The sequence below is a fragment of the Chryseobacterium aquifrigidense genome, assembly GCF_006716485.1.
GTDB classification, from domain to species: domain Bacteria; phylum Bacteroidota; class Bacteroidia; order Flavobacteriales; family Weeksellaceae; genus Chryseobacterium; species Chryseobacterium vietnamense.
Map to the genome: position 1 here is coordinate 171,637 of NZ_VFPD01000002.1, position 13,350 is coordinate 184,986.

Here is a 13,350-nt window from a genome sequence, read left to right on the forward strand (position 1 = left end):
AAATTTGATATCATGAAAAAATACCTTTTAAGTTTTGCTTTAGCTTTTGTGAGCTTAACGGCTTTTGCACAAGCAGATTACGACAAAATAATGTCCGAAAAAATCGCAAGAATAGAAACGTGTAAAACCTCAGAAGATTTCCAGACCCTGGCGAATGATTTCCAGAGAATAGGAAGTAAAGAAAGCACAAAATGGCTTCCTGCCTACTATGCAGCATTTTCTTATATCCAAAAAGGAAGAACCCTGATGAGAGACGGAAAAATGCAGGAATTGGATGGTATTGCAGACCAGGCAGAGAAAAGTCTTTCAATGGCTCAGAATCTTGCAGGAACTGATAATGCAGAAATTCACCTGTTGAGAAAAATGTCTTATTCTCTGAGAATGATGGTGAATCCCGCACAGCGTTATATGACAGACGGTGCACGTGCTGCTGAGGAAATGAATATTGCTGAAAAATTAGACCCTGCAAATCCGAGAATTGCACTTATCAAAGCAGAAGATGTCTATTTTACTCCCGAGCAGTACGGAGGCAGCAAAACCAAAGGATTGGAGCTGTTTAAAGAGGCTCAGGCAAAATTTGCAACATATAAGCCCAAAACAGCGTTAGATCCTAACTGGGGAAAAGCAGAAGCCGATTATTTCTTAAGTTTACCAGTAGAAAAAGCAAAATAATTTTCTCTATATTTTAATCAATCAACCTTCATTCGTGAAGGTTTTTTTATACCGTTCAGAAAGAAAAATCAGCCCTTCGGTAACAATTAATTTTTGATACCTTTAATAAAAACTAATTTTGAATCAAGAAAACAGATCATGAAGCGTAAATATTTTACAACATTACTTTGGACATCATTAGGAACAACATTGTTTTTCTTTTTGTTTTTTAATGATGAAAAAACGTTGCAGACTTTTTTGATCACGCTGCTCCTTTCCACCATGTATTCTTTTGTTCTGGGATTTGGAAACGGATTTATCAATGAATTCCTCAACAGAAAATTTCCTTGGTCCGAAGCTACCCGAACGAGAGCTATTTTAAGTATCATTTCTATTATCATCGGGAACTTTATTCTGGTGTATTTCTGTAATTATATGAACTATGTGGTCATTCAGAAAACAGCAACCACAGAAGAATTTTTTTCCTCCAAATATGGGGTAACCAATTGGTTTATGATCAATATTGCCCTTCTGATTTCTGCTTTCCTTCATGCGAAAGGTTTTATGGAAGAACTTAAAAAGACTTCCAAAAAAGAAGTGGTGGAACAGAAACTTATCGCCAAGTCTGCCAATGCCCAGTTTGAAAGTTTAAAAAATCAGCTGGATCCGCATTTCCTTTTCAATTCTTTAAATGTTTTAAGCTCTCTGATTGATGAAAATCCCAAACAGGCACAGAAGTTTACGGCTTCAATGTCAAAGATTTACCGATATGTACTTGAACAAAAAGATAAAGAACTGGTAACGGTAGAAGATGAAATAGAATTTGCAAAAACCTATTGTGAACTTTTGAAGACAAGATTTGAAGACAGTGTAGATTTTACCTTTGATGTTGCCAAAGAAGACTATCAAAAATATGTAGTTCCACTGGCTTTGCAGCTATTATTGGAGAACTGCATCAAGCATAACTTTGCCACTTCATCAAAACCTCTGATCATCAGAATTTTTTCAGATGGAAATACGCTCTGCATTGAAAATAATCTTCAGGTAAGAGAGCAGATCAAAGAAAGTTCTGGAATTGGTCTGGCAAATATTGTACAGCGTTATTCCCTTCTTACAGAGCGAAATGTATTCATAGAAAAATCCGAAGACCATTTTAAAGTAAAACTTCCCATGCTGATGGCTAAACCACAAGTTTCCAATTCGAAACCTGAAGATGACTCTGCAGCTTACCAGCGAGCGCAAAAGAGAGTAAAAGAAATTAAGAGCTTTTATATGAACCTGATTTCTTACTGTACGGTAAGTGCCTTTTTAATCTTTATTAATCTTTTTACAAGTAACAGAAATCACTGGTTCTGGTTTCCTGTACTGGGCTGGGGAATAGGTGTTGCTTCGCATGCGTTTCAGGTGTTCGGAGTAGGAGAATCATGGCAGGAAAAAAAGATTCGTGAAATTATGAACAAACAAAAGAAATAACCCATGGGAACATTTGACGAAAACAATATTGAATATCAACGGGCAAGAAGGCAGGTAGAAAGGCTACGCGGATTTTACGGACATGTATTCGCTTATATCGCAGTGAATGCGCTGATTGTTGTTTATAACTGTCTGCACCTGAAGCCCGGCGAGAGCTATTTTCAGTTTAAAAACTTTTTTACAGCAACTTTCTGGGGAATAGGGCTTGCAGCACATGCCATTACTGTTTTTCTACCCCGTGTTAATTTTATCAGAAAATGGGAAGATAAGAAGATTAAGGAACTGATGGATAAACAGAAAGAACATTAAAGAAATTACCTTTTTTAAAAACACTTTTCATCTTAAATTGTATTGAAATGAATGCATTATCAACTCTATTTTATATTTCCATGGCTGCCTGGTTTTTCACTGAGTTTCTTTATAAAAACATGCTGAAATCCGGCAAAGAAGATCAAAAGAACAAAGATAAATCCACTTTGAATATCTTATGGCTGGCCATTCCATTTTCTATTGCAAGTTCAATATTCATGTCCTATAATACTCATTTTCCGATGGCTGACGGTGATTGGATTCTCTATCTTGGTGAACTTTTTATTCTTATCGGGATTATTGTCAGGTATGTCATCATCAGATCTCTGGGAAAATATTTTACAGTAGATGTTACCATCAGACAGGATCATAAAATAAAAAAGGAAGGATTTTATAAATATCTGAGACATCCGTCTTACGCTTTTTCTCTTTTGACTTCTTTTGGTCTCGGCTTGTATTTAAATAACTGGCTGTCATTGATTTTTGCTTTTGTTCCTCCGTTTTTAGCCTTTGCTTACAGGATAAAAATTGAAGAACAGGCTTTGATAGAACAGTTCGGAGATGAATATATTGAATACAGAAAAAGGACAAAGAAATTGATCCCTTTTATCTATTAATTACAGGATTTTACGATTCGGATAGCATAATCTACCATTCGGTAATATAAAATTGATTGATGAACCTTTCCTGAACTACCTTTGACTCAAGAAAAAACAAATCAACCTTTAAAAACAAAACATTATGGAAATTTTACCTGACAAAGAAACAATTGCTTACAGAAAAGCTTCAAGAAGAGTGAAAGACCTTAAAGAATTTTATGGAAACCTTACTTCTTATGGTATCATAATTCCTTTCTTAGCAATACTGAATCTTATGACTGCTCCCGGATATTTATGGTTTCTATGGCCTGCGCTGGGATGGGGAATTGGAATTGCATTTCACGCCATAAGCGTATTTGGAATTGGCAAAAACTGGGAAGAAAGAAAAATCCGGGAACTGATGGCGAAGGATGAAAAACAGAGAATAAAAACACTTTAAACTATAAAACCTTAAAAACTTATACTATCATGGATTACGAAACTGCCCACACAAGAACCAACAACATCAGAAAATTCTATAAAAGCATTTTTATATTTGTCATATTCGCTGTCCTTATCCTTCCCGATGATATTTTTGGTGAAAAGATGATCAGCTTTCATTGGTTTGACAGATATACCATTCTTGGAATCTGGGGATTTATTATTCTCGTAAAAGCTGTAAAACTATTTCTTTTTGATTCCGAGTGGGAAAAAGATATGATTGAAAAAGAACTTAGAAAAGAGAAAAAAACGATTAATTATTAAAATCTGTCCACTTTTATCTACCTTTATTTCCTGAAACCTGAAAACCAAAATTAAAGCTCAATGATCAAAACTGTTATTATAGAAGACGAAAAACCTGCTTCAAGGAAATTGGAAAGAATGCTGAGTAATTTTCCTGAAATAGAGATCGTTGCTAAAATAGAATCAGTAGAGGAAGGAGTGGCCTGGTTTTCTGAAAATGAACACCCGCAGCTGATTTTTTCCGATATTGTTTTAGGAGACGGACTGTCTTTTGACATCTTTGAAAAAGCACCTACCAAAGGTTTTATTATCTATACGACAGCCTTTGATCAATATACCCTGAAAGCTTTTAAGCTGAACAGTATTGATTATCTTTTAAAACCCATCCTTGATGAAGATCTGGAAGGAGCAGTGGAGAAATTTAAATCCTTCATTCCTGCCAATGATACCCATGGTTCCCAGGATATCAAAAAGATGATCAGAAAAGAGAAATCTACGCTTTCCAGAGTCCTGGTTAAAATAGGATATAACCTTAAGATTATACAGACACACGAAATAAGCTGTTTTTTCAGCGAAAATAAAATCGTTTATCTTCAGACAGAAGATCGCACCTATCCATCAGATTTTACACTTGATGAACTGGAAGATGTACTCAATGAGAAAAAGTTTTTCCGCGTCAACAGACAGTTCATAATCAGTTCGGATTATATCAAAAATATCCATACTTCGCCTTATTATAAAGTGGATCTTGAATTTCAGCCGGAAGAGGAAATTACGGTCAGCAGAGACAGGGTGAAAGATTTTAAAGACTGGCTGGTGAGCTGATAACGATTACCCTAAAAAACAAACACCATGGATCTGATATTATTATTCTTTAAACTATTCCTGGCCCTCTTTTATCCATGAAAATTCCATCGTCAGGAATTGTAGAAATCACTGGCAGATTGTACAAACTGGTGAAAAGCTTCTGTAACTCCTTTTGCATGCTTATGGGTAAGCGGAAACGGAACCATGTGGGAATATTCAAACGGGAAATCCTTGATTTCAACATGTACATTGATATTCCTGTAGCCGCCCTGCAATGTATTTAGCGCTTCTATCGGAGGAGCAACACTGTCTTTTTCCAATACATACGCTTTGATCTGAGATTGGATTTCCTGAATTCTTTCCTCTCTTTCCTTCTGAAAATAATTGTAGCGCAGCATTTTTTTGAACCAGCTTTCCTGTGGATGCAACGCTTCATTCTGATAATGTTTCAGACGTGGATCTGATTTAAAATCAGCGCTCAGTAATTCCGTAAAAACAGACTGCATTTTAACGGTTGCCTGGGTATCCATGATGTATTTGGATATAGGAAACATTCTGTCAATCGTCATTCCTCCACAAAAACAGAACACTTTTGATTGGGTAAAATAATGATGAGGATCTGCCATTTTGATAATTAGAGAAAGAAATGATCCTATAGAATACCCAAATAAATCCAGATGGGCTTCTGGGGAAATACTCTTGATGTTACCCTTTTTAATATCTTTTACCACTTCTGTGATGTCAGAATACGTTTGGAGGCCGGACCAGAAAATTCTTTGAGGATGTGCTTCAAGTCTGGAGCTTATAGCTGCATTCACATAAGAGTAATTCATGTTTTCCGGATATTTTTTCTTCCTGAAATGAACAACTTCCATCATGTGATGGCGGTCGCTCCAGATAGGTTCTGCACGGTCCATATGAAATGCTATCGGGAACAAAATGATGGCTTTTTTTGTTCTTTGGGCCAGTTCATATGCCCATGGAAGGTATTTGTCCCATTTTTTCTCATTCAGCCCATGGAAAAAAAACAGAGCCCCTTCGGCTGTTTCTACATCAGCTCGCTTCAGGATATGGTATTCGAACCTTTTATTGCATTCAATATCAAAATCTTTGATGTCTACAGCAGGCTGGTTATAAAAAAGATAGCCATTTTTGTTGATTTCGAGTGTTTGCTGGTGCTTATGGCAATGTTGTTTTTCTGACCCATAAAGCAGGTCGCAGACCTTGGATTCAAAAGGAATTGATTCGATGCTTACATTGAGTTCTTCAAGTTCAGCACTGCTTTTTCCGGAATCAAAATGCTTTTTCAAAACTTCATACAATTCATAATATTCCATAGCACTGCGATTGAAAGGTTCATATTTAGAACTATCAAGTTAAATAAATATTGTGGTATTGAATTGATTTTTAGGGATTAAATATATTCTAGGCATAGAAGAAATACAATAAGCCCCGAAACAGTCTTATTCCGGGGCCATGATATATAGATTGATGATGATGTTTATGGTTGGGTTGTTTTTGATGTCAGATAATATTTGATTGTTAACTATCTGTAATCAATTCTGTTAGATTCTGTGTCTTCAAGTTGTTTAATGATAGATTCAGGAATCTCATCACTGTCAATGGGGAAACTGATGGAATCAGAAATAAAGTTTTTTCTGTCCGCTTTTCTGAAGATTTCAAACAAAGCAATCGGCTCCTGGTTGAAACTGATGCAGGTGCTTATGAAATGGATTTCGTGGAGTTTATAGTCCGGGTTCTTAAGTTTTTCTTTAATATCTTTTATCCTTGAAATAAAATGTCGCTGCCGGATAAAAGTATTGCTGTTCATGATGATAAAAACATAATCTGAATATGCGGTTAGTTTTCCAAAATATTTGTGATGATCACCACCGCTTCTTTCAATAAAATATTCTCCGGTTGTTTCCGATTTATATATTTCCATGGCAGAGCGCCATATACGGTCTTCTTTTGCCATTAATGGATTGTCAGGAAGATTTCTGTTATAAGAGTACCAGCAGCCTACCAGACGGTCTAAAAGAGCAGTATTCAGATTGACATTGTTCATATCAATTCTGAGATCATTAAAGTTAAATGCTTCCGTATTAGAATTGATGAAATCAATGTAATTGGAATATCCCAAAACCTTCACAATTAAACTCAGTTTGGCAAGATTGGGTCTGCTTAAAACAGCATTTTCATTTTGTTTGAATTTCTTCAGCTTGTTGATAATCAGATGTTCATACAGATAATTTGTTCCCAGAAGGTCAGGTTCTCTTTTGATCTCTTTTTCTGAGTGATCATTGATAATCAGCTCATTAAGTTCAGCAGTAATATACATCCATTCGGTTTTGGTAATATCTTCCCAATGGCTTTTCTTTAAGAATTGCCGGCTTAAGAAATTCATGAGCTTCTCAAGATGCAGAATATCTTCCTTTTTCATGGACTGTTTTATAAGACTAATTTAAGATTTTTATCAAACTAAAAAAGACTTTTGAGAGATTTTTATATTTTAAAATCCATTGATATTTGAATAGAAAAACAAAATTCAAAACAATGGAAACAAAAATGATAGTAAAAGATGAGTCCCTTTGGAGCAGGATACAGGATTTTTCTATGGATGCTCCCGGTGTTGATTTCCCTTTCTCAAAAAAGCTTGCAAAAGAAGAAAGCTGGAGCCTTGATTTCGCAAGAAAAGCGATTGAAGAGTATAAAAAGTTCGTTTATCTCTGTTGTATTCTTCCTCACGGAGCTTCTCCCAGTAAAATAGTGGATAAGGTATGGCATATGCATCTGATCTACACCCAGAATTATTGGGAGGAATTTTGTCCTCATATTTTAAAAAGAGCACTTCATCATCATCCTTCCAAAGGCGGCTATGCAGAAAAAGAAAGACATCAGAATTGGTTTGAAGATACTTTAGCAGGTTATCGGCAGGTTTTCCAGCAGGAAGCGCCTGAAGAAATCTGGAAAGAGATTAAGAAAAAATCTAAAGTACAATCCTGGCTGAGAAAGATGACCTTTTTTGCTCCGGTATTTGTTTTACTGCTTTTATTCTCATGTACAGACAGAGATAGCTTTGCTGGCTTAATGGTCACTGGAGTCATATTTGGGATTATTTTCATCCTGGGAGTTATAGCTTCAGTAGTAGGAGATCATGAAGCCGCCGATCCGAACAGAAAGGATAAGCAAAACAATGACGGAGGAGGAAGTTGTGGCGGCTCAAGCTGCAGCGGTGGCGGAGGTTGTGGCGGAGGCTGCGGCGGTTGTGGAGGCTGCGGCGGATAATAAAAACTAAGCATTATGAAAAAAACCATCATTCATTCAGTTCCGGTTGTGATAAGCTTTATTTGGCTTATGGCAGTACCGCAGACATTTAATCCGATCATTCTTAAAGGACATGACTTTTTGAAGTTCTATCTCATCCTGGTTCTCGGATTTTATGCTTCGCTTTTCATTCAAAATTTTTTGAAAGAAACATCTTCAGGAGCTACACTTTATTTCGCAGGATTTATTTTCTTGTTGGGAATTATCAAGCTGATCAGAGGAGTTATGCTGGGAAAACCTGTTGGATTTCTTGTGATGATCTTAATAGCAGAATGTATTGTTACATTGGTTTTTATCTCAAATCATGTTAATGAAAAGATAAAGTAAAATGTGCTGTTAAAAACAAACCCGAAACAAAAATGTTCCGGGCTTTATAATGATTAATTAAATCTCTTTTTTCTTTTCTTTTACTGGCTTATTGCCATATTTCCGAACCATAACGGAAGTCAGGACTACCAAAATAAGACTGATCGCGATATTGGATTTTTCCGGATGTACAATGGCCTGATAAAAATTATAACCGAAAATAGCAGATACAACTGTAATCAGAATATTGTTTACATAAGCGTACTGGTTTTTTGCAGATGTTTTCATAGTAGTATTTTTATTGTTATTTACTCAGTAAGTATGACAACATAAAAAACGTTACAGAAAAATTTTAAAAAAAATTATTTTCTTTAAAAAACAATCTCAATATACTTATAAACTCTTCATTCAAAAACTCACGTCCCGAAATCCCGAAATCCCGAATCCCGTAACACGAATCTCAAAAAACTCTTACGAAATCACGCCGCTGCCGATCAGTTCTTCATCAATATACCATGAAGCAAACTGTCCTTCGGCAATAGCAGACTGAAGCTCGTCAAATTCAATATAAAAGGCATCTTCAAACTGATAAAGAGTAGCCTTCTGCAAAGGCTGTCTGTACCTGAATCTGGCCATTACTTCCATAGATCCGCCATTTTGAAGCCGCATGTCTTCACGAACCCAGTGCAGTTCTGAATTATCAATTTTCAGTGCTTTTTTATGAAGCCCAGGGAAATGGCTTCCTTCTCCTACGAAAAGGATGTTGTTTTCCATGTCTCTGGAGATAATAAAACAGCTTTCTTTGTGGCCGCCTATACCAAGACCCTTACTTTGTCCGATCGTGAAAAATTGGGCTCCCTGGTGTTTCCCGATTACTTTTCCGTCAGATTTTTTATAATTGATTTTTCTTGATAGAAATTCAAGTTCCTTTTCTTTGGATGAGAATTCAGGTTTTTCTTCCGAAAATAAAGGAGAATCTTTGAAAATTTCCACGATTTCCCCTTCGTTAGGTTTTAATTGCTGCTGTAAAAACTGTGGAAGGCTTACCTTTCCGATAAAACATAATCCCTGAGAATCTTTTTTATCTGCTGTTACCAGTCCGATTTCTTTCGCAATTTCTCTTACCTGAGGTTTTGTAAGTTCTCCGATAGGGAAGAGCGCTTTTGAAAGCTGATCCTGATTTAGCTGGCAAAGGAAATATGACTGATCTTTATTGTTGTCTTTTCCTGCCAGAAGGTGGAAAATTTCTTTACCGTTTTCATCAAAAGTAGAATTTACCCTTGCATAATGTCCTGTTGCTACCTTATCTGCACCTAAAGACATGGCGGTCTTCATAAAAACATCGAATTTTACTTCTCTGTTACACAATACATCAGGGTTGGGAGTTCTGCCTTTTTCGTATTCGGCAAACATATAGTCAACGATACGTTCCTTGTAAAGTTCACTCATGTCTATCACCTGGAAAGGAATTCCAAGCTTTTGTGCTACCATCAGAGCATCATTACTGTCCTCAATCCAGGGACACTCGTCTTCTAATGTTACGGAAGCATCGTTCCAGTTTCTCATAAATAAAGCCACTACTTCATGGCCTTGCTGCTGCAGCAAATACGCTGTAACACTAGAATCTACACCTCCGGAGAGGCCTACTACTACTTTCATTGTATTTCAATTTTACGAAACTCTTAACGGGAGTTCTTAGTTTGATGCCGCAAAAATACAACTAAATAAATTCGTAAAAAAACCATAATTTTAAACATTGATAAAAACGATAGCGTATTAAGCTCTTTTTTATCAACCTCTCTACAGCCGGAAACAGATGAGAACATAACTTTAAAAACAAAAATATTACATATGAAAAAGTTTATTATTTCTATGATGCTGATAAGCTCAGGATCAGTATTTTCCCAAATTTCCGTAGGTACACCCGTGCAGGAAACCAGTAAGTGGACTTTTGGAGGAGGTATAGGACTAGGGTTTGGAAGCAACAGTGCGTTTAATTTGTCTGCATCACCAAGAGTAGGTTACAGGTTTACCAATGATTTCGAAGGAGGAGTAGTGGGAACCGTGTCCTGGCAGACCTCTGATTATTATAAATCCACCATGTTTGGAGTGGGTCCTTTTGTAAATTACTACTTCGCCAGATCATTTTATGTAGGAGCCAACTATCAGCATTATTTTGTTGATTATAAAGATAAATATTATGATTACAAGTACAATACGGAAGAAAACGCATTGTATCTGGGCGGAGGATATATGCAGCGAATTGGAAACAATTCTTTTATGCAGCTGGGGTTGATGTATAACGTGCTTTGGAAGCAGAATTCCAGTGTGTTTTCCAGCGGTCTGATCCCGAATATTGGTTTTGTGGTAGGACTTTAATGCCTGACTCATCAAGGAACGGACTTTAGCCCGTTTAATCAGAAAAAAAATTCATTCGGCTTTAGCCCAAACTTATAAAAACAAAAATCCCCGGAAAATTTCCCGGGGATTTTCTATTTGAAAATTAAATTATTTATTCAATTATGATTGAGAAGATTTCTCAGCAGCCGATTTTTTCGTTTTCTGCGTTTTCCCGATCAATCCGTCTTTTGCTTCATTAAGATCAAGAATTACAGTTTCTCCTTCGCTCAATTGCTTGTTTACCAGCATTTCTGCCAATAAGTCCTCAATATACTTCTGGATGGCCCGTTTCAATGGTCTTGCTCCGAAATCTTTATCCCATCCTTTTTCAGAAATAAAGTCTTTGGCTTCTTCAGTAAGATCTACTTTATATCCTAGTTTTTCAAGTCTGCCATAAAGTTTATTCAGTTCAATATCAATAATTTTCTTGATATCATCCTGTACAAGAGAGTTGAAGATCACGATATCATCAATTCTGTTCAAGAATTCCGGTGCAAATGCTTTTTTAAGGGCATTTTCAATGGTACTTCTTGCTCTTGAGTCCGAAGTCGTTTTCTTCGCAGAAGTTCCGAATCCTACACCGTCTCCGAAGTCTTTAAGATCTCTTGTTCCGATGTTTGAAGTCAGAATAATAATGGTATTTCTGAAATCAATTTTTCTTCCTAAACTGTCTGTAACGTGTCCTTCATCCAAAATCTGCAACAGAATATTGAATACATCAGGGTGAGCTTTTTCAATCTCATCCAAAAGAACCACTGCGTAAGGCTTTCTTCTTACAGCTTCTGTCAGCTGACCACCTTCTTCGTATCCTACATATCCCGGAGGCGCACCTACTAATCTTGACACCGCAAATTTCTCCATGTATTCACTCATGTCAATTCTGATCAGAGATTCATCGGATTCAAAAAGTTCTCTTGCCATTACCTTCGCCAATTCGGTTTTACCAACCCCGGTTGTTCCAAGGAAAATAAAAGTACCGATAGGACGGTTAGGATCTTTAAGACCTGCTCTGTTTCTTTGAATTGCTTTCACAACCTTTTTCACGGCATCTTCCTGGCCAATCACTTTTCCGTTCAGCTTCTCGTCCATTTGGGCAAGTTTGTCAAGCTCGTTCTTACCAACTTTCGTTACAGGAACTCCACTCATCATAGAAACTACTTCCGCTACATTTTCCTCCGTTACGGTTTCTTTTTTCTCTTTTACATCCTTATCCCATTTTTCCTGAGCCGAATTCAGTTCCATCTGAAGACGTTCTTCCTCATCTTTCAGCTTTCTTGCTTCAAGGTAGTCCTGAGCTTTTACGGCCTTCTGTTTCAGTTCTTTGATGTCTTCAATTTTCTTTTCAAAATCAATGATTTCAGTAGGAACTTTCATGTTTTTAATATAAACACGGGATCCTGCTTCGTCCATTGCATCAATTGCTTTGTCCGGAAGAAAACGGTCTGTAATATATCTCGATGTCAGATTGACACAAGCCAGGATAGCTTCTGGAGTATAGATTACATTGTGATGTTCCTCATATTTATCTTTGATCTGGTTCAAGATCTGAACAGTTTCATCAATAGATGTAGGTTCCACCATTACTTTCTGGAATCTTCTTTCTAAAGCTCCGTCTTTTTCAATATACTGACGGTATTCATCCAGGGTAGTGGCCCCGATGCATTGAATTTCTCCTCTTGCCAAAGCAGGTTTGAACATATTGGAAGCATCTAAACTTCCCGTAGAACTTCCTGCTCCCACAATGGTATGAAGCTCATCAATAAATAAGATGACATCTCTGTTTTTTTCCAGTTCCGTCATAATGGCCTTCATTCTTTCCTCAAACTGACCACGGTACTTTGTTCCTGCAACCAAACTTGCAAGATCTAAAGTGATCACACGTTTTCCATAAAGAACTCTGGACACTTTTTTCTGTTGAATTCTTAATGCTAAACCTTCAGCGATAGCAGATTTACCAACTCCCGGCTCCCCGATAAGAAGCGGGTTGTTCTTCTTTCTACGTGATAAGATCTGAGAAACTCTCTCAATTTCTTTTTCACGGCCAATCACTGGGTCCAGTTTTCCATCTCTGGCCAAAGAAGTAAGGTCTCTACCAAAGTTATCCAACGTAGGCGTTTTACTTTTTGCAGAACCTAGATTTCCTGTAGGCTTTCTCATTTGCTCAAATTCTTCTCTCTCATCATCATCATCATAAGCACTCATCTGAGGAGACTGCCCTGAATTTTTAAGCATAGTCTGGTATTCTCTTGAAACTCCTTCGTAGTCGATGTCATAAGCTCCCAGAATATTTGAAGTAGGGTCCTCATATTTATAAAGAATACCTAAAAGCAGGTGAACGGTATTAATTTCATTGCTTTTATACTGTCGGCATTCTAACTCTGCACGTTTGATCGCATGATCTGCCATCTTAGTGAAAGAAATATTGGTAACCTCCTCAGAAATAGGATTAAGACTTGCTGTATTTAGAGTTTCAATTTTTCTTCTGATTTGTGTTAAATCCGCATTAAGGTTTTGAAGGATTTCTTTTGCAGAGTTTTCCGTTTTTATAATACCTAAAAGTAGATGTTCTGTATTAAGAAATTCACTTTTCAGCCTTTTAGCTTCGCTTTTGCTTTGTTTGAACACCTGGCTCAAACCTTGTGAAAACTTATAATCCATAATATATCTCATTAGAACAAAGGCAACATTACCTTTTATTCATTATCTAAATTACAAATATTTTACCAAAAATCAATTAATGACTTTATGGCAGAAA

At 36.7% G+C, this 13,350-nt stretch carries 15 protein-coding genes; 10 read left to right on the forward strand and 5 right to left on the reverse strand.

Features of this window, described 5'->3' with window-relative positions:
* The first annotated feature begins 12 nt into the window (after positions 1-12).
* The 7 genes from FB551_RS15870 to FB551_RS15900 all read left to right on the forward strand — a co-directional run bounded on the left by FB551_RS15870 (position 13) and on the right by FB551_RS15900 (position 4,580).
* Complete coding sequence (locus FB551_RS15870) at positions 13-672, forward strand: hypothetical protein (RefSeq protein ID WP_142018213.1); 660 nt, start codon at positions 13-15, stop codon at positions 670-672.
* 138 nt (positions 673-810) lie between these two features.
* Entirely contained in the window at positions 811-2,124 is a 1,314-nt protein-coding gene (locus FB551_RS15875) for a 2TM domain-containing protein (protein WP_047426508.1), read from the forward strand.
* A 3-nt stretch (positions 2,125-2,127) separates the two neighbouring features.
* The gene (locus FB551_RS15880; protein ID WP_142018214.1) at positions 2,128-2,433 is read left to right on the forward strand and encodes a 2TM domain-containing protein; all 306 of its coding nucleotides are present in this window, start codon (positions 2,128-2,130) and stop codon (positions 2,431-2,433) included.
* A gap of 47 nt (positions 2,434-2,480) precedes the next feature.
* Positions 2,481-3,050, forward strand: a complete 570-nt coding sequence (locus FB551_RS15885; protein ID WP_047426512.1) for a methyltransferase family protein — start codon at positions 2,481-2,483, stop codon at positions 3,048-3,050.
* Positions 3,051-3,174: 124 nt separating this feature from the next.
* Positions 3,175-3,471: a 2TM domain-containing protein gene (locus FB551_RS15890; RefSeq protein ID WP_047426515.1), complete on the forward strand. Its 297-nt coding sequence runs from the start codon at positions 3,175-3,177 to the stop codon at positions 3,469-3,471.
* A 29-nt stretch (positions 3,472-3,500) separates the two neighbouring features.
* Entirely contained in the window at positions 3,501-3,776 is a 276-nt protein-coding gene (locus tag FB551_RS15895; RefSeq protein ID WP_047426518.1) for a 2TM domain-containing protein, read from the forward strand.
* Positions 3,777-3,836: 60 nt separating this feature from the next.
* Positions 3,837-4,580 (forward strand): LytR/AlgR family response regulator transcription factor, encoded by a 744-nt coding sequence (locus FB551_RS15900; protein ID WP_142018215.1) that lies wholly within the window; start codon positions 3,837-3,839, stop codon positions 4,578-4,580.
* A 92-nt stretch (positions 4,581-4,672) separates the two neighbouring features.
* Here the strand turns inward: FB551_RS15900 and FB551_RS15905 are convergent, their stop codons facing one another.
* Both FB551_RS15905 and FB551_RS15910 read right to left on the reverse strand, forming a co-directional pair.
* The gene (locus tag FB551_RS15905; RefSeq protein ID WP_142018216.1) at positions 4,673-5,899 is read right to left on the reverse strand and encodes a DUF6051 family protein; all 1,227 of its coding nucleotides are present in this window, start codon (positions 5,897-5,899) and stop codon (positions 4,673-4,675) included.
* A gap of 209 nt (positions 5,900-6,108) precedes the next feature.
* On the reverse strand, positions 6,109-7,005 hold the full coding sequence (locus FB551_RS15910) for a hypothetical protein (protein WP_142018217.1): 897 nt from the start codon (positions 7,003-7,005) through the stop codon (positions 6,109-6,111).
* A gap of 113 nt (positions 7,006-7,118) precedes the next feature.
* Between FB551_RS15910 and FB551_RS15915 the strand changes: the two genes are divergently transcribed.
* The gene (locus FB551_RS15915; protein ID WP_142018218.1) at positions 7,119-7,850 is read left to right on the forward strand and encodes a glycine-rich domain-containing protein; all 732 of its coding nucleotides are present in this window, start codon (positions 7,119-7,121) and stop codon (positions 7,848-7,850) included.
* A gap of 15 nt (positions 7,851-7,865) precedes the next feature.
* A complete protein-coding gene (locus FB551_RS15920) occupies positions 7,866-8,216 on the forward strand; it encodes a DUF2207 domain-containing protein (RefSeq protein WP_142018219.1) in 351 nt (116 codons plus the stop codon).
* Positions 8,217-8,273: 57 nt separating this feature from the next.
* Here the strand turns inward: FB551_RS15920 and FB551_RS15925 are convergent, their stop codons facing one another.
* A complete protein-coding gene (locus FB551_RS15925) occupies positions 8,274-8,483 on the reverse strand; it encodes a hypothetical protein (RefSeq protein ID WP_047426528.1) in 210 nt (69 codons plus the stop codon).
* Between the two features lie 183 nt (positions 8,484-8,666).
* Complete coding sequence (mnmA, locus tag FB551_RS15930) at positions 8,667-9,854, reverse strand: tRNA 2-thiouridine(34) synthase MnmA (RefSeq protein WP_047426531.1); 1,188 nt, start codon at positions 9,852-9,854, stop codon at positions 8,667-8,669.
* A gap of 192 nt (positions 9,855-10,046) precedes the next feature.
* Here mnmA and FB551_RS15935 point away from each other — a divergent pair, with 192 nt between their 5' ends.
* Entirely contained in the window at positions 10,047-10,574 is a 528-nt protein-coding gene (locus tag FB551_RS15935; RefSeq protein ID WP_142018220.1) for a hypothetical protein, read from the forward strand.
* Between the two features lie 141 nt (positions 10,575-10,715).
* Here FB551_RS15935 and FB551_RS15940 read toward each other — a convergent pair whose 3' ends face one another.
* Positions 10,716-13,253 carry an ATP-dependent Clp protease ATP-binding subunit gene (locus tag FB551_RS15940; protein ID WP_047427792.1) on the reverse strand — a complete coding sequence of 846 codons (2,538 nt, stop codon included), beginning with the start codon at positions 13,251-13,253 and terminating at the stop codon, positions 10,716-10,718.
* Between the last annotated feature and the right edge of the window lie 97 nt (positions 13,254-13,350).